Here is a 19,676-nt window from a genome sequence, read left to right on the forward strand (position 1 = left end):
TGAATATGGAGGGCCCCCATGGACATCGATCTCTCACTGCTGCGCACCGTCGAGCGAGAGAAGGAGATCCCCTTCGACGAACTCGTCCGCATCATCGAGCAGGCGGTCCTCACGGCGTACGCCAAGCACACCTCGCCCGACGGCGAGCTGCCCGAAGGGGCTCGTGCGGAGCTCGACCGCAAGACCGGCCACGTCGCCATCTACGTACCCCTCCGCGATGACGAGGGCGCCGTCGTCGGCGAAGAGGAGTCGACTCCCGACGACTTCGGCCGCATCGCCGCCTTCGCCGCGAAGCAGGTCATCAGCCAGCGCCTGCGCGACATCGCCGACGACGCCGTGCTGGGGGAGTTCCGGGGCAAGGAGGGCGACATCGTCGCCGGTGTCATCCAGCAGGGGCCGAACCCGCGCATGGTGCACGTCGACCTCGGCACGATCGAGGCCATCCTCCCGCCCGAGGAGCAGGTCGCGGGCGAGGAGTACCGGCACGGCTCGCGTCTGCGCGTCTACGTGACCTCGGTCTCGAAGGGCACCAAGGGCCCCTCGATCACCGTCTCCCGCACGCACCCCGGACTCGTCCGCAAGCTCTTCGCCATGGAGGTGCCCGAGATCGCCAACGGTCTCGTCGAGATCACCTCGCTCGCGCGCGAAGCCGGTCACCGCACGAAGATCGCGGTCAAGGCCAACGATCCCTCCATCAACGCCAAGGGCGCCTGCATCGGCGAGTTGGGCCGCCGCGTCCGCGCCGTCACCGAAGAGCTCGGCGGCGAGAAGATCGACATCATCGACTACAACGCCGACCTGCCGGCGTTCGTGGCCAACGCCCTGTCGCCGGCCAAGGTCACCTCGAGCTTCGTGCTCGACGCGGCCACGAAGGCCGTCCGGGCGCTCGTCCCGGACTACCAGCTGTCGCTCGCCATCGGCAAGGAGGGGCAGAACGCCCGCCTCGCCGCGAAGCTGACCGGCGCGAAGATCGACATCCAGCCCGACTCGATCCTGGAGTCCTGACGAAACCGGGACGTCGGTCGAGGGGGTAGAATGGAACCTGTTCGAACGTGCGTGGGCTGTCGCGCGCGTGCCTCCCGGTCCTCACTCCTGCGAGTCGTGGCCCGCGACGGCGTCTTGATCGCAGATCGAGCCGCGTCGCTGCCGGGCAGGGGCGCGTGGGTGCACGAGACGCACGAATGCATGGATGCCGCGTTGCGGCGCCGCGCGTTCGGACGAGCCCTGCGGGTGTCCGGCCCACTGGACACGCAGGATTTCCCGATTGATCACCAGCGCAAAGGCTGAACGGCTATGGACACGAAGTGAACGGCTCGAAATGAGACCCGTCCGCGCTTAAGCGGTCCGCCCTGTCCGAGGGTGGGCCTTCAGACAGGAGAATTGTGGCAAAACCACGCGTACACGAGATCGCTTCCGAACTCGGCGTCGACAGCAAAGTCGCGCTCGCGAAGCTGAAGGAGCTCGGCGAGTTCGTCAAGAGCCCCTCGTCCACCATCGAGCCCCCCGTGGCTCGCAAGCTGCGGGCTGCGCTCGAGGCTGAGGGCGGCTCTGCCGCCGCGGCTCCCGCTCCCGCTGCGTCGGGCGGCGCCAAGCCCGGTGCCGCTCGTCCGGGTGCTGCGCGCCCCGGCGCCGGCAAGCCCGGTCCCGCCGGAGCGAAGCCCGGCCCGGCCGTCAAGCCCGGCCCCGCGAAGCCCGCCGCGCCCGCAGCTCCGGCTGCCCCCGCGGCATCCGCCCCGGCAGCTCCCGCTGCGCCTGCCGCGCCGTCGGCGACCCCTGCGGCGCCTTCCGCTCCGTCGGCCCCGACGCCCGGCGCCGGCAAGCCCGGTCCGGCCAAGCCGGCAGGCCCGACGCCCGGCGGCTCGCAGCCGCCGCGTCCCGGTGGCGCACGCCCCGGCAACAACCCCTTCGCGCCCTCGCAGGGCATGGGCCAGCGTCCCGCCGGTCCCCGTCCCGGCAACAACCCCTTCGCCTCGGCGCAGGGCATGGGCCAGCGGCCTACGCCCGGCAACATCCCGCGTCCGCAGGCCCCGCGACCCGGTGCTCCCCGTCCCGGCGCTCCGCGCCCCGGTGGCGCCGGTCGTCCCGGCGGCGGCGGTCGTCCCGGTGCTCCCTTCCAGCAGCGTCCCGGCGGTCCCGGTCGTCCCGGCGGTGCCGGCGGCTTCCAGCGTCCGGGTGCTCCCGGTGGCGGTTTCGCCGGTCGTCCCGGTGGCGGCGGTGGTCGCGGTCGCGGCCCCGGCGGCGGCACCGCAGGCGCCTTCGGCAAGGGCGGCGGCAAGTCCAAGCAGCGTAAGTCGCGTCGGGCGAAGCGGCAGGAATTCGAGATGCGGTCGGCGCCGGTCGTCGGCGGCGTCAACGTCCAGAAGGGCAACGGCGAGATCATCCGCCTGCGCCGCGGTGCATCGATCGCCGACTTCGCGGACAAGCTCGAGGCGCTGCGCGGCTACACGGTGCAGCCCGGCACGCTCGTGACGATCCTGTTCAACCTGGGCGAGATGGCCACGGCCACCGAGTCGCTCGACGAGGCCACCTTCGAGGTGCTCGGCGAGGAGCTCGGCTACAAGATCCAGATGGTCTCGCCCGAGGACGAGGACAAAGAGCTCCTCGAGGGCTTCGGTCTCGATCTCGACGCCGAGCTGGAAGCGGAGAGCGACGAAGACCTCGAGATCCGTCCTCCGGTGGTCACCGTCATGGGCCACGTCGACCACGGTAAGACGCGACTGCTCGATGCGATCCGTCAGACCAACGTGGTCGCGGGCGAGGCCGGCGGCATCACGCAGCACATCGGTGCGTACCAGGTCTGGACCGAGCACGAGGGCATCGAGCGTGCGATCACCTTCATCGACACCCCGGGTCACGAGGCGTTCACCGCCATGCGTGCCCGTGGTGCGCAGGTGACCGACATCGCGATCCTCGTGGTCGCGGCCGACGACGGCATCATGCCGCAGACGGTCGAGGCCCTGAACCACGCGCAGGCCGCCAACGTGCCGATCGTGGTCGCGGTGAACAAGGTCGACAAGCCCGACGCCAACCCGGCCAAGGTTCGCCAGCAGCTCACCGAGTACGGTCTGGTCGCCGAGGAGTACGGCGGAGACGTCATGTTCGTCGACGTGTCGGCTCGACAGGGCACCAACATCCAGGAGCTCCTGGACGCCGTCCTGCTCACCGCCGACGCCGGTCTCGACCTGACGGCGAACCCGAACAAGGCGGCGCGCGGTGTCGCGATCGAGGCCAAGCTCGACAAGGGCCGCGGTTCGGTCGCCACGGTGCTCATCCAGTCCGGAACGCTCCGCGTCGGCGACGCGATCGTCGCGGGAACGGCCTACGGTCGCGTCCGCGCCATGATCGACGAGAACGGCGACGCGGTCGACGAGGCCTACCCCTCGCGCCCGGTGCAGGTGCAGGGTCTGAACTCGGTGCCCCGAGCCGGCGACGTGTTCATCGTCACCGAGGAGGACCGCACCGCGCGTCAGATCGCGGAGAAGCGCGAGGCTGCCGAGCGCAATGCCCAGCTGGCCAAGGCCCGCAAGCGCATCTCGCTCGAGGACTTCACCCGTGCTCTCGAAGAGGGCAAGGTCGAGTCGCTCAACCTCATCATCAAGGGTGACGTCTCGGGTGCCGTCGAGGCCCTCGAGGAGTCGCTGCTCAAGATCGAGGTCGACGACTCCGTCCAGCTGCGGATCATCCACCGCGGCGTCGGCGCCATCACCGAGTCGGACATCAACCTGGCGACGATCGACAACGCGATCGTCATCGGCTTCAACGTCCGTCCCGACACGAAGGCGCGGGAGCGTGCCGCCCGCGAGGGTGTGGACGTCCGGTTCTACTCGGTCATCTACAACGCGATCGACGACGTCGAGCAGTCGCTCAAGGGCATGCTCAAGCCGGAGTACGAAGAGGTCCAGTCGGGTGTGGCCGAGATCCGCGAGGTGTTCCGCTCCTCGAAGTTCGGCAACATCGCGGGTGTCATCGTCCGCTCGGGCACGATCACGCGCAACGCCAAGGCGCGCGTCATCCGCGACGGTGTCGTGATCGCCGATGGTCTCGCCATCGAGTCGCTCCGCCGGTTCAAGGACGACGTCACCGAGGTCCGTACGGACTTCGAAGCCGGTATCGGCCTCGGCAAGTACAACGACATCCAGATCGGCGACGAGATCGAGACGACCGAGATGGTGGAGAAGCCGCGCGGCTGACCCATCGTTGGTTGCTACGGCGACGGATGTCGCTCGGATAACAGGACCCCCAAGACCCCGACTATCCGAGCGACATCCATCGCCTCCGCAATCGCCGGTCCGCCGACGAGCGGGCCTGAGTAGGGAGAAGAAGGTATGTCCAGCGAACGTCAGTCGCGTCTGGCCGATCGCATCCGCGTGCTCGTCGCGGAGCGGCTCGAGAAGGGCCTGCGCGATCCGCGCCTCGGCTTCGTGACCATCACCGACGTGCGTGTGACGGGTGACCTGCAGCACGCGTCGGTGTTCTACACCGTGTACGGCTCCGACCAGGAGCGAGCCGACTCGGCCGACGCCCTGCGCGCGGCGACGGGCATGCTCCGCAGCGAGGTCGGTCGCAAGCTCGGCGTGCGGGTGACCCCCACGCTCGAGTTCATCCTCGATGCCATCCCCGAGAACGCGGGTCACATCGAGCACCTGCTGCGCGAGGCGCGCGAGCGGGATGCCGCCACCGCGGCCACCGCGACGGGCGCGAGCTACGCGGGAGAAGCCGACCCCTACGTCAAGCCTCGCGAGGCCAACGAGGACGAGGACTGAGAAGAGGGATGCCGCGCTGCCGCGGCATCCCTCTTCCGTCTCGTCACCGGGGTAGGCGCAGCCGGCCGTCGACGGCTTCGACGAGGCCGTCTGAGACGAGCGAGTCGATCGCGCGGTCACGCTGAGTGGCGTCGGGCCAGTCGCCGATGACGTCCTCGGCGGCGACGTCGTGCGTCGTCGTCGACCGCAGGACTCGGAGGATCGCGCCTCGTGCCTGCCGGTCGCTGCCCTCGTACCGCGCCTGCTTCACGCGGGTGTCGCCGGTGTCGGGATAGCCGGCGGCGCGCCACGCGCAACGGTCGGCCAGCGGGCACGCAGCGCACCTCGGTACGCGGGCCGTGCACACGAGCGCTCCCAGCTCCATCGCCGCCGCGTTCACGACGGCCGATGCGGCGATGTCGTGGGGCAGGATCTCGGTCATGTCGGCGAGGTCGCGCTTCGCCGCCGGCCCGGGCTGCGAACGCCCCTGCACGGCTCTCGCCAGGACGCGGCGAGTGTTCGTGTCGACGACCGGATGCCGGTCGCCGTACGCGAAGACGGCGACGGCACGCGCGGTGTAGTCGCCGATACCGGTGAGCGCGAGCAGGTCGTCGACGTCGCGGGGCACGACGCCGGCGTGGCGGTCGCGGATCTCGACGGCGGCACGGTGCAGCCAGAGCGCGCGCCGCGGATAGCCCAGGTTGGCCCATTGCCGGACCGCGTCGGCTGGGGCCGCGGCGGCGAGATCCGCCGGTGTCGGCCATCGCTCGAGCCACGCCTCCAGCAGGGGGATCACCCGGGCGACGGGAGTCTGCTGCAGCATGAACTCACTGACCAGGGTTCCCCAAGCCCCGAATCCCGGGCGTCGCCACGGGAGATCGCGCGCGTTGTCGCGGTACCACGCGATGAGCGGCGAGGCGAGGTCGGGCATCCGTTCAGCCTACGATGTCGTGGCTGTGCTCCTCCGTCGCGGGGTGCGCCGCAGTCTCAGGGTGACGGGCTCATCGCGCAGCTCGACGACGCGCGCGCTGCCGTCTGCGTCGCCCTGCTCGTCCCCCCACGTGAACCCCGAGCCGGTATGCATGATCGTGGTTCCCGCCGGACACAGCCACGAGGCTGCGGGGAGTCTGCGCAACTCGACCGTCGCCGAGGCCTCATCCCACGCCAGGCGGTCGATCACGATGCCGCCGCGCGCGCGGAGCCCCGTGACCTCGCCACGCGGCCACCGTGCCGGAAGCGCGGGCAGCAGATGGAGGGAGTCCATCGTCGACCGAGTGAGCATCGACGCGACGACGGCGGGCAGCGCTCCGCTGGCGTCGAGGTTGAAGATGCTGTCGGCGTCGTGGGTCGTCGTGAGCGACGGCCGCCAATGCAGGAGTGCGAGCCATTCGACGCAGCGCACCGCCGCCTCCGCATCGCCGAGAGCGGCAGCCGCCTGACCGAGTTGCCCGAGCCCGAACGCCATCTCCATCCGGCCCGGCGGGGGAGCGGGATCGTGTGCACGCCAGGCGATCTTCGCGTCGATCGTCCGACGAGCGGCCTCCCGCAGCGCGGCGGACGAGGGGCTGTCGGCGGCGAACATCTCGTCGGCGTCGTACCAGAGCGGGTACAGCTGCGAGACGTGTCGGTGCGCGATGTTCTCCGGTACCGCCGGATCGAGCCACTCGGCCAGCGTCCCGTCGGGCGCGACCGCCAGGTCGGGGAGGCTGTTCGCCAGCGCGTCCCACCGCTCGTCGAGCGAGCCGTCTGCCCGGGCTCGACCGAGCAGGCGGGCCGCGCGGGCGGCGTCGCGGTAGGCGGCGACATCGACGGCGGCGTCGACCGCGAGCGGCGTCGCCCACCCGGCCGGAGTGTTCTCGGGTGAATAGCTCGGTGAGAAATGGCGGATGCCGTCGACGACGACCGTCGCGGTCTCGCCGAAGGACAGCACGCCCTCGACGAGCTCCCAGAGGCGATCGTCCACGATCGAGCGGTCGCCCGTGAGCGCCAGGACGTCGGCCGCGATCCGGAGGACCCAGGGGCCGGCGCCGGCCCAGAAGACGTGCGGGTAGGCGCGGTCGACATGGTTGGCGATGCCGTGCGTCGACATGCGCGAGGGGAGCAGCATCCCGTCGGCGCCGTAGATCCGCCGCGCATTCTCCCGGTAGTCGTCGAGGTGCGGAAGGACGAGCCCGAGGAGCGAGAGCGCGAGCTCGGGTGTTCCCGTCACGCCCACGCCGGCGAGGGCCCCGTTCTGCACGTTGCCGTTCATCGTGTAGTCGGCCGACCATGCCGGCCTCCAGGTGCCCTGCCAGACGCCCTGGAGGGTCGGCGGCAGCTCTCCGGCCGACGAGATGATGTTCGACCGGCCCGAAACATAGGCGATCTCGATCGCGCGACGGACGGCGTCGGCGCTTCCCGATCGGGCGTCCCGCCACAGCTCGCCGGTCGTCGCCGTGCCCACGCCGGGTGCGACGTCGAGGTCGAGCAGCGATGAGGTGACCAGGGAGCCGTGATCGCGCTCCTGCGAGCGGAGTCGGTCCTCCCAGTCGGCAGCGCGCGCGGGAGCGAACGGCTGCCCCACGACCGACAGATCGACGCGCACCGTCCGCCTCACCCTCGCGGGTACGAGCACGCGAGCCTCGAGCGCGTCCGCATCCTCCCGCCAGGCGACGCCCGGCTCGGGGATCGCCGCGGTCACGGTGGCGAGGAGTCGACCGGCGACGTCGACGATCTCGAGGCATCCGGTGTCGCCCGCGCGCAGGCGCCCCGTGACGGTTCCGGTGTAATCGGGGGCGAACGACGCGGCGGGGGTGTCGTCGACGGGAGCGAGTGCCAGGCGGATCCGCATCTCGGTGTCGGCGTCGGCTTCGAGGGCGAGCTCGATCGTGTCGCTCGCGCGCGGGGCGACGACGCTGACCCGATGGGACGCGTCGGACTCGTCGCGCCAGGCCACGCTCGCCACGCCGCGGACGAGGTCGATCTCGCGCGCCTCGGTCGAGCATCCGCCCGAGGTTGCCACCGTCAGCGAGCCGCACAGCGCGAGCGGGTCGGTCCAGACGAGCTCGGCGAACCCGGCGTCGGTCAGCGCGGCGTCGAAGATCTCGGCGGCCAGCGCCGGGTTGCCGCTCCCGAGGGCCGCCCGCAACCGCGGCAGGGCGGGATGCAGCCGGGGTGCCGGTGGCCGCGGGTTCGCGGGCAGGAAGAACCTCTCGTGGGCCATCGAGATGCGCAGCTCGTCGCCGGGTCCGTGGACGACGGCGCCGACACGACCGCTTCCGACGATGACGCCGTGCTCCCACGACTCGGCGGGCTCCGCGCTGCGGAAGACCAGATCCGGGCCGGCTTTCACGAGCGCTTCGAGGTCACAGCGATTCCCGGTGCACGAGCGAGGTGGGCAGCACCTGCACACGCTCGACGTCGTCCCCGCGAATCGCGCCCAGAAGCGTGTCGGCGGCAGCACGGCCCATCTCCTCGAGCGGTTGGCGCACGGTGGTCAGCGGGGGGTCGTTCGCTGCGGCGAGCAGGATGTCGTCGAAGCCGACGAGCGAGACGTCGGTGGGCACACGCCTACCGGCCGCTTGCAGCACGCGCATGGCGCCTGCAGCCATGAGGTCGGAACAGGCGAACACCCCGTCGAGGGCCGGGACGCGCTGCAGCAGCCGGGCCATCGCCGCCGTGCCGCTGTCGAGGGTGAAGTCGCCGTGGACGATGGGTCCGGGCTCGATGCCGTGGCGCGCGAGCTCGTCGGTCCATCCGCGGGTGCGCTCGCGCGCCTGCTCCATGTCGAGGGGGCCCGTGATGATGCCGATGTTGCGGCGCCCGTGCTCGACGAGCGCCCGTGCGGCGAGGACCCCGCCGCCGTAGTTGTCCGAGTCGATCACGATCGGGTCGGGGCCGATCTCGCCGCGTGGGCGGCCTACCCACGCGATGGGCACCGGCGAGTCGGCGAGCCGGTCGACGAGGTGGGTGATCTCGTGCTGGAGCACGACGATGGCGCCATCGAGTGCTCCAGATCGCAGGAACCGCGGGATGCGATCGAGGTCCTCGTGATCGGCGGGAAGCAGGACCGGTTGCACCTCGCCGGCAGAGAGGCCCTTGGCTGCGCCCTTCATGACCGCGGTGAAGAACGTGCCGCTCAGCCCGCCGAGCTCGTCGAAGGCGATGACGAGTCCGATCGCGCCGGCGCGCCCGCCGCGCAGCACGCGCGCGGCGAAGTTCGTCTCGTAGCCCAGGCGCGCGGCCTCGCGGCCGACGGCGGCCGCCATCGCCGGGTCGACGTTCGTTGCTCCAGCCAGGACGCGCGCTGCCGTAGCGCGTGAGACGCCGGCCGCGCGGGCGACGTCGACGATGGTCGGTCGAGACATGGCTCCCTCTTCCTAGGTCGGGTTCAGCGAGCGAAAGATCGTTCTCTGACGCGATGATCTTCGCACGACAGCAGCCGCTGCGCGCAACCCATCCGTTCATGGTCCCGGTCTTGCAGTGCGTGTGACGAAACTGGCGGATGCCGCGGCTTGCCAGCTGTTCGATCTCGGGATACTGTTTCCCGGCATGAGAGAACGATCTCTCAGTGGGGTCTCTGATCGCCCCGCGCACATCACATGTCCCCAAAGAAGAGGAGCAGTTGTGAATCGTCGCAGACTGGCCCTGCCCGTCGCAGCTCTCGGCGTCGTCGCGATCGCGATGACCGCGTGCACGTCCGGTGGATCGGGCGGCGGGTCAGACGACCCGAACGCCGAGTTCGAGTTCTGGTCGTTCACGGGAATCGGGCAGCAGGACTCCGTCAACCAGTACCTCGAGCAGAACCCGGACGCGAAGGTGAAGCTGTCGGAGGTCGGCAGCACCGCCGAGACGGCGACCGCGCTCACCGCGGCCCTGGCCGGCGGACGCGTCCCCGACCTCGTCATGATCCAGAACGACGAGTTGCCGAAATTCATCGAGAACCCCGGGAACTTCATCGACCTCCGCACGCTGGGCGGCGACGACATCGGCGAGGGCTACCTCGACTGGGCCATCGCCGAGGCGACGGGTGAGGATGGCTCGATCATCGGCATCCCGACCGACATCGGCGGGCTCGGCTTCGCCTACCGCGCAGACCTCTTCGAGGCGGCAGGACTGCCGACCGACCCGGACGAGGTCGCCGAGATGTGGTCGACGTGGGACGGCTTCATCGAGATGGGCAAGAAGTACACGGCCGCGACCGGAGAGCCCTTCGTCGACAACGTCGAGACGAGCGTCTTCTTCTCGACCGTGAACCAGGTCACCGAGAAGTACTACACACCGGACGGCGAGCTCATCTTCGACACCAACCCGCAGGTGGAGGAGGCGTTCGACGTCGCGGTGCGCACCTACGAGGCGGGCATCAGCGCCGGCATCGCCGCCTGGTCGTCGGGCTGGGCTCCGGGCAAGGCGAACGGCGCGTTCGCGGTCAGCACTGCGCCCTCCTGGATGCTGTCCGGCTACAAGAACGACGCTCCCGACACCGAGGGGCTCTGGCGAGTCGCCGCGATCCCCGGCGTCGGCGGCAACTGGGGTGGCAGCGTCATCGCGATCCCCGCCCGCGCGAAGAACCCGCAGGCCGCGTGGAAGTACATCGAGACGATGCTCTCGCCGGAAGGACAAACGGCGCACTTCGCCCGCACCGGCACGTTCCCGGCGGCCAAGAGCGCTCTCGAGAGCAGCGAGGTGACCGGCTACACCGATCCCTTCTTCGGGGACTCCCGGATCGGCGAGGTCATCAGCAACTCGGTGCTGCAGTTCCAGTCCTTCCACAACGGGCCGGACACGAGCGCGATCGGGGCGGCGCTGCTCAATGCCCTCGTCGACATGGAAGCGGGCAACGTCGCGCCGCGCGACGCGTGGCAGACCGGCGTCGACAGCGCCCGGGCCGCGATCGGCGGTTGACCTTACCCGCTCGGTGGTGGTCCGCCCGTGGGCGGGCCACCACCCTCATCGAGGACGCATCATGACCGCGACAGTCACCGCCACCGCCATCACCATCGACAAGAAGACCGCTCGGCGCGAGCGTCCGCCGAGACGCGCCATCCGCCAGCCGCTCGCGGAGCGCATCGCGCCGTACATCTACATCGCCCCGTTCTTCGTGATCTTCCTGATCTTCGGGCTGTTCCCCCTGCTGTTCACGTTCTACGTGGCCTTATTCGACTGGAACCCGATCGGGGAGCAGACGTTCGTCGGTCTGGCGAACTTCGAGCGGCTCGTCCAGGACTCCCGGTTCTGGAACGCGTTCGTGAACACCTTCGGGATCTTCCTCATCTCCACGATCCCGCAGCTGCTGCTGGCGCTCGGCCTCGCGCACCTGCTGAACCACGCCACCCTCAAGATGGCGAACTTCTTCCGCATGGCGCTGCTGGTGCCCTACATCACCTCGGTCGCCGCGACCGCCCTCGTCTTCGCTCAGATCTTCGACAAGAACTTCGGGCTCATCAATTGGGTGCTCGACCTCTTCGGCATCCCGGCGGTGAACTTCCTGTCGTCTCAGGTCGGCTCGTGGATCGTCATCTCGTCGATGGTGATGTGGCGATGGTTCGGATACAACACGCTGCTCTACCTCGCCGGGCTGCAGGCGCTCCCGCGCGAAATGTACGAAGCGGCCTCGGTCGACGGCGCGTCCGGCTGGCAGCAGTTCATCCACCTGACGATCCCGTCGCTGCGGCCCATCATCATCTTCACCGTCATCATGTCGACCATCGGCGGGCTGCAGATCTTCACGGAGCCCCTGCTGGTGGCTCCCGAGTCGGGGCTGACCTGCGGCGGCGGGCGACAGTGTCAGACCCTCGCGCTGTTCCTCTACGAGCAGGGCTTCGGCCAGTTCGAGTTCGGCTACGGTTCGGCGATCGGTGTCGCCCTCTTCGTCGTGGTCGTCGTGGTCTCGGCGATCAACTTCTTCCTGACCACCCGCACCCGAAAGGCCCGATGATGTCCGACGCCGTCGACACAGCTGTGCCGTGTCCCCTCGATCCAACCGCGCTGAGCGCGCCCCGCAAGCGTGCGCGGCGCGGAGGCGGGCGCGTCGGCCGCGTGCCCTGGCCGGTCTACGTGCTGCTCGGGATCGCGGTCGTGATCAGCGTCTTCCCGCTGTACTACATGTTCGTGATCGCGTCGGTGGGTGCCTCCGCGGTCACCTCGATCCCGCCGCGCTTCTACCCGGGGCTCAACTTCTTCGACATCGCGACGAAGGTGTTCGACACGGTGCCGTTCTTCCAGTCGTTGCTGAACAGCGCGATCGTCTCGCTCTCGATCGCCGTCATCGCATCACTGCTGTGCGCGCTCGCCGGTTTCGCCTTCGCGAAGCTGCAGTTCCGGGGCCGCAACGCGCTCTTCGTCATCGTGCTGCTCACCATGACGGTGCCCGCTCAGCTGAGCGTCATCCCGCAGTACCTGATCATCTCGTGGCTGGACTGGGTCGACACCCTGCAGGCGATCATCGTCCCGGGGCTCGCCAGCGCGTTCGGCATCTTCTGGATGCGGCAGCACATGGCGACCACCCTCAACGACGAGCTCATGCACGCGGCCCGCATCGACGGGGCGAACAGCTGGCAGATCTTCTGGCGCATAGGGTTCCCGGTCGTGCGGCCGGCGGCCTTCGTGCTCGGCCTCATCACGTTCACCTCGGTGTGGAACGACTTCATGTGGCCGTTCATCGTGCTGAAGTCGCCCGAGCTGTTCACGGTGCAGATCGCCCTGAAGCAGCTGCAGGCGAACCGGTCGATCGACCTGGCGCTGACGATGGGCGGGTCGTTCCTGGCAACCTTGCCGCTGCTCATCGTCTTCTTCGTCGTCGGGCGCCGCATGGTGGCGGGCATCATGGACGGGGCGTTCAAGGGGTGACGGGCACGACATCCACCCCCATCCGCGTGCTGGTGTGGGGCGAGAACCATCACGAGAAGCATCACGACATCCCGCGCGCCCTCTATCCCGAAACGATGCACGGGACCATCGCCGCGGGCCTGCGGCGACTGCTCGGCGACGCTGCCGTCGTCGAGACGGCGACGCTCGACGATCCGGAGCACGGGCTGAGCGAGGAGCGCCTCGCGCAGACGGATGTGCTGTTCTGGTGGGGGCACCTCCTGCACGACGAGGTCGACGACGTCGTGGTCGAGCGGGTCCATCGGCACGTGCTCGGCGGGCTCGGTTTCGTGGCGCTGCATTCGGCGCACTTCTCGAGGATCTTCATCCGTCTCATGGGGACGACCTGCGCGCTGCGCTGGCGGCAGGCGCATGACCGGGAGCTCGTGTGGACGGTCTCGCCGTCGCATCCGATCGCCGCCGGCGTGCCGCAGCCGATCGTCATCCCCGAGCAGGAGATGTACGGCGAGTTCTTCGACGTGCCGCAGCCGGACGAGCTCGTCTTCGTCTCGAACTTCTCGGGCGGCGAGGTGTTCCGCTCGGGCATGACGTTCTTCCGCGGTCACGGGCGGGTGTTCTACTTCTCGCCGGGTGACCAGGACTATCCCGTCTACCATCAGCCCGAGATCCAGCTCGTCCTCGCGAACGCGGCGCGATGGGCTCGGAACGACCGCCCCCGCGCCGCCGCCCGTCTGGCGATGCATCGCACGGGGGAGTGGGACGTTCCGCGGGAGTGGGACGGCGAGGAGCAGTCGTGACGGGGCGCGCCCGTCGTGTCGTCATCGTCGGGGCGGGAGCGATGGGGAAGGCGTGGATCGACACGGCCGCTCGTCGTCCTGATCTCGAGATCGTCGGGCTCGTCGACATCGTCGCCGACGCCGCGCGGGCCGCGGCAGTCGAGCGGGGACTCGATGTCCCGAGCTTCGGCTCGGTCGATGATGCGCTCGACGCCTTCGACGTCGACCTGGTCGTCAACGTCACGATCCCGCAGGCGCATCTCGAGGTGAGCGCCGCGGCGCTGCGGGCGGGTGTTCCCGTCCTGAGCGAGAAGCCGGTGACGCCGACTGTGGCCGAGGCGCTGCTGCTGTCCGCCGTCAGCGCGTCGACCGGGACCCTGATGGCGACGAGTCAGTCGCGTCGGCACTCCCGCGGGATCCGGGCGTTCCGCGACGCCCTGGCCAGCCTCGGCGGGGCCGAGCAGCTCGACGTCCGCTTCTTCCAGAACCCCCGGTTCGGAGGTTTCCGAGACGAGATGCCGTCGCCGCTGCTCATGGACATGGCGATCCACCAGTTCGACCAAGCCCGGTACCTGCTCTCGAGTGAACCCGTGTCGGTCTTCTGCGAGGAGTTCTCGCCGAGCTGGAGCTGGTATCGCGGCGCCGCCGCGGCCGAGGCGATCTTCCGCTTCGCCGATGGGCGCCGGTTCTCGTACTCCGGCAGCTGGTGCGCCGACGGTCTGACGACCTCGTGGAACGGCGACTGGCGGGGAAACGCTGCCCATGGATCCGCTGCCTGGGACGGAGAGACCGACGTCGTGATCCAGCCACGTGAGGGCGGCGCGCAGGCTGCTGTGCTGGCGGACGGGGCCGAGGGGCTGGATGCCGCCCTCGCCGAGTTCGTCGCAGCCCTCGACGGCGGTCCGGTGCCGTCCGGCGAGATCACGCGCAACATCGGCAGCCTCGCCATGGTCGAGGCTGCCGTGGCGTCCGCGGCCGCCGGCGCCCCGGTCAGGTTCGACGACCTGTTCGAGCGGGCATCGGCGCGCGCCGCGGAGCTCGCTCGCGTCGGTGGCTTCGATGACGCCGTCGGCAGACTCGGGATCGACCCGCGCCGCGCGTCCTGACGGTCAGCCGAACGCGAGCAGACGCGTGTCGTCTTCCGGCGGTGCGGCCGGCGGCCGCGGGCATGATGGACGGCGCTCTCGCGGTGTGACGGGCACGGCAACCACCCCCTCCCGTGGGCTGGTTCAGGGCGAAGACGATCCCGTCAGAACGGCGGAGCGGACCCCCGAGGCGCGTCGGGTCGCCCCAGTGATCGTGGTGGGGGAAACGCTCCGGGTGGTGCTTGATCGCCTCGGCGATCGGTTGGCTCGTCGATGGTGAAGGCGACGAGTGGTGGGGGTGCGTCTGCGCGGTAGACCCGCCCGGTAGGTGAGGTCCACACGAGCCGCCCACCCGGGAGTTGTCGGACATGCCATCGGGTGTGGTGTTTGACGTCGTGGTGTCTCTTGCAGAGGTTGGCGAGGTTGCACACGTGCGTGCCCCCGCCCTCGGATGCGGCGATGGTGTGGTCGAGTTCGCAACGGATGGCGGGTTGCCGGCATCCGGGGAACCGGCAGTGCCGATCCCTCGCCCGTATAAGTCGCACCATGGCGGCGGTGGGGCGGTAGCTGTCGCACTCGAGCACGGTTCCGGTGACGGGGTCGGTGAGCAGCCGGTCCCACGAGGTCGCGTTGCCCGCGAGCTCGCGTGCGGTCGCGGCATCGATGGGGGAGCGGCCGGCTAGATCGGCCGGCCCCTCGTCCTGACCCATCAGCGTCAACGCCGACACGGCAACCTGCACGTGTGCCCGGATCGCCCCGAGCGTTCCGTCGCCGTCACCGCTCGCGGTGGGATCGAGGGCCGGCGTCCCGGCGAGCAAGAGGTCGCTGAACACGTCGGCGCGGACTTGGTCGATCGTGCGGGCGTCGTCGACGAACGATGACCCGGCGCCCACTGCGCTCTCAGCATCGCTCTCCACATCCGCATCCGCGGCGTCAGCCTGCTGCCGCGCGTTGATGATCTCCCGCGCCTGTCGGGTCAGCCGGTCGACGATCCCGTCGGCGATCACCGTCGGCAAAGTCGCGATCAGGTCCGACATGCCATCGGCGCCGGCCTGCACCCGCACGCACCGCCCGGCCGCGGCCTCCTCGTGCCTCTCGGTGAACGACCGCGGGTGCATCCGCTCGGCGATCATCCGCAACGCGTCGCGCACCCGGTTCGGGGTCTCGCCCTCGCACCGTTCGATCGCGACCCGTTCGAACTCTGCCCGTTCCTCCGCGGGCACGAGGCATCCTGTCTCCTGAATGACCCGCACGTGGCCGCGGACGATGCGTCCGTCCTCCCACGCCGCCATCGTCACCGGATAGCTCTCCACCAGGTCTCGCGCCTCGTCGATGCGCCGCTGCAACGTCCGGTCGGTCGCGACGAACACCCCGGCGAGCTCCGCCGCGATGCCACGCAGCGCCATCTCGCGCGCCTTGACCCGCTCCGCCGCCCCAGCCGCCTGCTTCTCGGCCAGCACGCCAGCTGCCGCGAGCACCCGAACCTCACGAATCTGCGCCAACCGCGCAGCATCCGCCGCCCCCTCCGCATCCGCGACCAGTTGAGCGAGGACGTCGACATCAGCGTCGCTGCCCATCCCGCCACTAAGCTCGCCGTTCGAATGCATGTTCTAATGTTGCCACGGGCCTCCGACATCGCCCGTGCCTTTCCACAGCCGGCCCGCTCCTCCTCCCGACGGTCAGCCGAAGACGAGCAGCCGTGTGCCGTGAGCCGGCACCGTCAGCGTGACGCGTCCGTCGGCGACCTCGACGCTCGTCCCGCTCCACACATCCGTGCACGAACCCGCCGTCCCCACGTCCCCGAGCCCGAGCCCGAGCCCGAGCCCGAGGTCGGCGAGGTGGACGACGAGCTCCTGCTCATCGTCGCCGAGCCAGAACACCGCACGGTACTCGCGCGCGCCCACGCGCGCGCTCCAAATGACCAGATGTCCGTCGCGCACGATCTCGCGCGACTCCTCGCCGTCGCGCAGCGCGAGGACGCCGGGATTACGCAGCAGCGCGAGCGTCTCTGGCGGAGTGTCGGGCAGGTGGCCGCCCATCATGAGCGGTGAGCGCATCATGCTCCACAGCGTCATGACGGTGCGCTGCTCGTCGACCGACAGGCGGCTGAGACGGTCTTCGCCGACGTGTCCGCGCACGCCGATGCGTCCGAAAGGGAGCATGTCGGCATCCGCCCACGCACCGCGCCGCTGGAACGGCGCCCAGCGGGCGGCGCGCTGGAACTGTTCGACCACGTGCGCCCAGTCATCCCAGAAGTCGTCCGAGATCCGCCACATCTGGCCGTGTTCGCGCAGCGTCTCGAGGTGCGCGAGCGACAGTCGCTTGCCGGGCGACAGGCTCAGAACCATCGCCCGTCCCGACCGATCGATTGCGCGCGAGATCGCTGCGATCTCGGCGGTCTCGACGGGCGGGTAGAGCACATCGTCGAGCTTCACGAAGTCGACGCCCCAGGCGGCCAGTTGCGCCATGACCGAGTCGTAGTACTCCTGCGCACCGGGTGCCGTCATATCGACGCCGTAGTTGTCGGGGTTCCACACGCAGACGTTCGAGCGGTCGGCGATCGAGTCGCACGTCGCGTCGGGGCGGCCCGAGACGGGCAGAGCCGCATCCGCTGCGGCGCGCGGGACGCCCCGCATGAGGTGCACCCCGAAGCGCAGGCCGAGTTCGTGGACGCGGTCGGCGAGCGGCTGGAAGCTCCCGTCCGCCGCGGAGGGGAAGCGTCCCGGCGCGGGGAGCGGCCGGCCCCAGGCATCCAGCAGCGGCCGAGAGACCTCGCGATAGTCGTGCGCCCCCGGATCGGGTTCGTACCACTGGATGTCGACGACGATCGTGTCCCAGCCGAACGCGAGCAGGTGCTCCGCGACGTATTCGGCGTTCGCCAGCACCTCGGTCTCCGTCACGGACGACCCGAAGCAGTCCCAGCTGTTCCACCCCATCGGGGGACGGGATGCCGCGGCCCGGCGCTCGCCGATCACGGCGCTGCCACCGCCGCGAGGTGAACGACCGCCGCGCGGTCGGGGTGGAACGTGGGGAACTCCAGCCCCACCCGTGCGAGCACGGTACCCGCGATGACCGGGCCGTCACCCACACGCTCGCCGCCACCGCCACCGCCACCGTCACCGTCACCGCCGAGCTCGGGGCTCTCCCGAAGCCACGCCGGAACCTGCCAGGGCGGTCCGAACGAGTCCGAGCCGCTCACCGACACCCGGTAGCTGCGGTCGGTCGACAAGCCGGGGAACCGCACACGGGCGATCGTGTCGGCCGAGGTCGTCGGCGTGACGATCGTGAAGAGCGCCTCCGACCCGTCGGGCGCGACCACGCCGCGCACCTGCGGAGCCGCGGCGTCGAGCTCACCCGAGCCGACGGTGCGCCCCGTCGCGATGAGGTGGCGGTGCCGGCGGTATCGTGCGATCCAGTCGCCGAGGACGCGCCGGTCGTGCTCGTCGAGATCGCGGATGTCCCACTCGATGCCGAAGTGGCCGAGGAAGGCGACTGCGCACCGGAACTGCAGGTCATGCGCGCGTCCCGTGACGCTCGACACGGGGGAGGCGACGTGCGATCCCATCATCTCCGGCGGCACCAGGAGTCCCGTCCAGCGCAGGATGCCGAAACGGTCGTGGGGGTCGTGGCTGTCGGAGGGATGGATCCGGTCAGTCCGTTCGAGGATCCCCAGGTCGACCCGCCCGCCGCCGGAGGCGCAGCTCTCGATCTCGAGGTCGGGATGGCGACGGCGGAGCTCGTCGATGAGGCGGTACACCGCGAGGGTCTGCTCGTGAACGGCAGGGGTGCCCGAGGCGGGGTGCCCGGCCGCGATGAGGTCGCGGTTGTGGTCCCACTTGAGGTAGCTCACGCCGATGTCCTCGATGAGCCCGTCGAGCACGCCCAGGATGTGGTCGAAAGCGGCCGGATGCGTGAGGTCGAGCACCTGCTGGAACCGCTGGCGCGGCGGCAGCTCGGGCCCCGCCCGAAGGATCCACTCGGGGTGCGCACGGGCGAGATCGGAGTCCTCGTTGATCATCTCCGGCTCGACCCAGAGCCCGAACTCCATGCCGAGAGAGCGCACCTCGTCGGCCAGTGGGCGGAGGCCGTCGGGCCACGCAATCGGGTCGGGCGCCCAGTCGCCGAGCCCCGCGCGGTCGTCATTGCGCCCCCGGAACCAGCCGTCGTCGAGGACGTAGCGCTCGACGCCGAGCTCGGCGGCGCGGGCCGCCAGATCGACGAGCACGCGGTGGTCGTGGTCGAAATACACCGCCTCCCAGACGTTCATCGTCACGGGGCGGGGGCGGCGCGACGAACGCGAGCGCTCACGCAGGTAGGAGTGGAAGCGCGCCGCAGCGCCGTCGAGTCCGCGCCCGTAGCTGCCGAACACCCAGGGGCCGGTGTACTCCTCGCCGGGCGTCAGCCGGATCTCGCCGGGAAGGATCGACTCGCCGCCCCGAAAGTGCAGGCGCCCGTCGGTGCGCTCGATCGTGTGCTCGTGGTCGCCGCTGAATCCGACGTGTCCGATCCATACCTCGCCGGAGCCGGCGGAGAACCTCGGCGTGCCGACCGCCTGCACCAGCGTCGCGTCGAGACCGGTGCGGCCGCGCCGCGAGACGCGCGAGTGATCACCGCGGACGACCGGATGCCGCTGGGGCATGCGCTCGTGCCCCCATCGGCCGGTGAAGTCGAGCACCTCCTGCGCCCACGTCGGTATCGGAAGGGCGACGGCGAGGGACTGGATCTCGAGCGGTGCCGCCGCCTCGGTTGCGCCGGCGGTGTTCCGGACCCGAGCGCGGGAACGCACGAGGCCGTCTCGTGTGAGATCGATCTCTACACCGAGCTCAATCTCAGCAGCATCGTCGTGGAGGACCGCGTCGACCCGCCCCGCTCCGCCGGACGTCACGCCCGGTCCGGCCTCGGCGCCGTCGAGAGTCAGCGAGCGCAGCACGAACCGCGGCGCCCACCCCGAGCCGTCGCGATGTGCGGACAGCCCCGGGGCTCCGAACCACCCGCGGCTGTGCTCGGGCAGCACGCTCGCGCGGTACGGAACGTCGGAATCACCGGTCATCCCGTTCCGCTGCTCGGCCGCGACGAATGCGAGGAGGTCGGGCTCCGCCGACGTCACCGCCTCGCCCCAGTGGACGATCTCCGGCATCCCATCGTCCGCCGTTGCGATCACGACGGAGACGTCCTCGGCGTTGAGGTGGATCACGCGCATGGAATCCATGCTCCTATTCTGCTGACATCGCTCGGGCGGTACAGTCAGAGATCGATCTCAGCACATC

Annotated in this window: 15 protein-coding genes; 9 read left to right on the forward strand and 6 right to left on the reverse strand. The window is 70.1% G+C overall.

Going from position 1 to position 19,676, the window contains the following annotated elements; translation table 11 throughout:
* Positions 1-18 precede the first annotated feature (18 nt).
* From nusA to rbfA, 4 genes are all read left to right on the forward strand, one after another.
* Positions 19-1,005 carry a transcription termination factor NusA gene (gene nusA / locus ABIC53_RS02085; protein ID WP_274178771.1) on the forward strand — a complete coding sequence of 329 codons (987 nt, stop codon included), beginning with the start codon at positions 19-21 and terminating at the stop codon, positions 1,003-1,005.
* Between the two features lie 30 nt (positions 1,006-1,035).
* Positions 1,036-1,287 carry a YlxR family protein gene (locus tag ABIC53_RS02090; protein WP_112617239.1) on the forward strand — a complete coding sequence of 84 codons (252 nt, stop codon included), beginning with the start codon at positions 1,036-1,038 and terminating at the stop codon, positions 1,285-1,287.
* A 95-nt stretch (positions 1,288-1,382) separates the two neighbouring features.
* Complete coding sequence (gene infB / locus ABIC53_RS02095) at positions 1,383-4,190, forward strand: translation initiation factor IF-2 (protein WP_112617238.1); 2,808 nt, start codon at positions 1,383-1,385, stop codon at positions 4,188-4,190.
* Between the two features lie 135 nt (positions 4,191-4,325).
* Positions 4,326-4,763 carry a 30S ribosome-binding factor RbfA gene (gene rbfA, locus ABIC53_RS02100; protein WP_274178769.1) on the forward strand — a complete coding sequence of 146 codons (438 nt, stop codon included), beginning with the start codon at positions 4,326-4,328 and terminating at the stop codon, positions 4,761-4,763.
* A 43-nt stretch (positions 4,764-4,806) separates the two neighbouring features.
* On the opposite strand, the gene ABIC53_RS02105 is transcribed toward rbfA, so the two are convergent.
* The 3 genes from ABIC53_RS02105 to ABIC53_RS02115 are packed head-to-tail and all read right to left on the reverse strand — an operon-like array spanning position 4,807 to position 9,088.
* Positions 4,807-5,673 (reverse strand): HhH-GPD family protein, encoded by an 867-nt coding sequence (locus ABIC53_RS02105; RefSeq protein ID WP_274178768.1) that lies wholly within the window; start codon positions 5,671-5,673, stop codon positions 4,807-4,809.
* 9 nt (positions 5,674-5,682) lie between these two features.
* The gene (locus tag ABIC53_RS02110) at positions 5,683-8,073 is read right to left on the reverse strand and encodes a glycosyl hydrolase family 95 catalytic domain-containing protein (protein WP_354450150.1); all 2,391 of its coding nucleotides are present in this window, start codon (positions 8,071-8,073) and stop codon (positions 5,683-5,685) included.
* Positions 8,074-8,086: 13 nt separating this feature from the next.
* Positions 8,087-9,088, reverse strand: coding sequence for a LacI family DNA-binding transcriptional regulator (locus tag ABIC53_RS02115; protein WP_114588436.1), 1,002 nt, complete (start codon positions 9,086-9,088; stop codon positions 8,087-8,089).
* Between the two features lie 259 nt (positions 9,089-9,347).
* Between ABIC53_RS02115 and ABIC53_RS02120 the strand changes: the two genes are divergently transcribed.
* The 5 genes from ABIC53_RS02120 (at position 9,348) to ABIC53_RS02140 (ending at position 14,430) form a co-directional block, all read left to right on the forward strand.
* Positions 9,348-10,625: an ABC transporter substrate-binding protein gene (locus ABIC53_RS02120; RefSeq protein ID WP_269267698.1), complete on the forward strand. Its 1,278-nt coding sequence runs from the start codon at positions 9,348-9,350 to the stop codon at positions 10,623-10,625.
* A gap of 61 nt (positions 10,626-10,686) precedes the next feature.
* Positions 10,687-11,658, forward strand: a complete 972-nt coding sequence (locus ABIC53_RS02125) for a carbohydrate ABC transporter permease (protein ID WP_274178765.1) — start codon at positions 10,687-10,689, stop codon at positions 11,656-11,658.
* A 101-nt stretch (positions 11,659-11,759) separates the two neighbouring features.
* A complete protein-coding gene (locus ABIC53_RS02130; RefSeq protein ID WP_274178764.1) occupies positions 11,760-12,569 on the forward strand; it encodes a carbohydrate ABC transporter permease in 810 nt (269 codons plus the stop codon).
* Positions 12,566-13,345, forward strand: coding sequence for a ThuA domain-containing protein (locus tag ABIC53_RS02135; RefSeq protein WP_274178763.1), 780 nt, complete (start codon positions 12,566-12,568; stop codon positions 13,343-13,345). The genes ABIC53_RS02130 and ABIC53_RS02135 overlap by 4 nt, the downstream gene beginning before the upstream one ends.
* Complete coding sequence (locus ABIC53_RS02140) at positions 13,342-14,430, forward strand: Gfo/Idh/MocA family protein (protein ID WP_274178762.1); 1,089 nt, start codon at positions 13,342-13,344, stop codon at positions 14,428-14,430. The genes ABIC53_RS02135 and ABIC53_RS02140 overlap by 4 nt, the downstream gene beginning before the upstream one ends.
* A gap of 143 nt (positions 14,431-14,573) precedes the next feature.
* Here the strand turns inward: ABIC53_RS02140 and ABIC53_RS02145 are convergent, their stop codons facing one another.
* The 3 genes from ABIC53_RS02145 to ABIC53_RS02155 form a co-directional block, all read right to left on the reverse strand.
* On the reverse strand, positions 14,574-15,986 hold the full coding sequence (locus ABIC53_RS02145) for an HNH endonuclease signature motif containing protein (protein WP_354450154.1): 1,413 nt from the start codon (positions 15,984-15,986) through the stop codon (positions 14,574-14,576).
* Between the two features lie 102 nt (positions 15,987-16,088).
* The gene (locus tag ABIC53_RS02150; RefSeq protein WP_354450156.1) at positions 16,089-17,345 is read right to left on the reverse strand and encodes a glycoside hydrolase family 27 protein; all 1,257 of its coding nucleotides are present in this window, start codon (positions 17,343-17,345) and stop codon (positions 16,089-16,091) included.
* A gap of 35 nt (positions 17,346-17,380) precedes the next feature.
* On the reverse strand, positions 17,381-19,618 hold the full coding sequence (locus tag ABIC53_RS02155; RefSeq protein ID WP_354450158.1) for an alpha-galactosidase: 2,238 nt from the start codon (positions 19,616-19,618) through the stop codon (positions 17,381-17,383).
* Between the last annotated feature and the right edge of the window lie 58 nt (positions 19,619-19,676).

The organism is Microbacterium sp. 1262 (assembly GCF_040544895.1).
In the GTDB taxonomy this organism is placed as follows: Bacteria; Actinomycetota; Actinomycetes; order Actinomycetales; family Microbacteriaceae; genus Microbacterium; species Microbacterium plantarum.

Coding starts and splice junctions, on each gene's coding strand:
- nusA (WP_274178771.1), top strand. CDS start 19: ATGGACATCGATCTCTCACTGCTGCGCACCGTCGAGCGAGAGAAGGAG.
- ABIC53_RS02090 (WP_112617239.1), top strand. CDS start 1,036: ATGGAACCTGTTCGAACGTGCGTGGGCTGTCGCGCGCGTGCCTCCCGG.
- rbfA (WP_274178769.1), top strand. CDS start 4,326: ATGTCCAGCGAACGTCAGTCGCGTCTGGCCGATCGCATCCGCGTGCTC.
- ABIC53_RS02105 (WP_274178768.1), bottom strand. CDS start 5,673: ATGCCCGACCTCGCCTCGCCGCTCATCGCGTGGTACCGCGACAACGCG.
- ABIC53_RS02115 (WP_114588436.1), bottom strand. CDS start 9,088: ATGTCTCGACCGACCATCGTCGACGTCGCCCGCGCGGCCGGCGTCTCA.
- ABIC53_RS02125 (WP_274178765.1), top strand. CDS start 10,687: ATGACCGCGACAGTCACCGCCACCGCCATCACCATCGACAAGAAGACC.
- ABIC53_RS02145 (WP_354450154.1), bottom strand. CDS start 15,986: ATGGGCAGCGACGCTGATGTCGACGTCCTCGCTCAACTGGTCGCGGAT.
- ABIC53_RS02150 (WP_354450156.1), bottom strand. CDS start 17,345: ATGGGGTGGAACAGCTGGGACTGCTTCGGGTCGTCCGTGACGGAGACC.
- ABIC53_RS02155 (WP_354450158.1), bottom strand. CDS start 19,618: ATGGATTCCATGCGCGTGATCCACCTCAACGCCGAGGACGTCTCCGTC.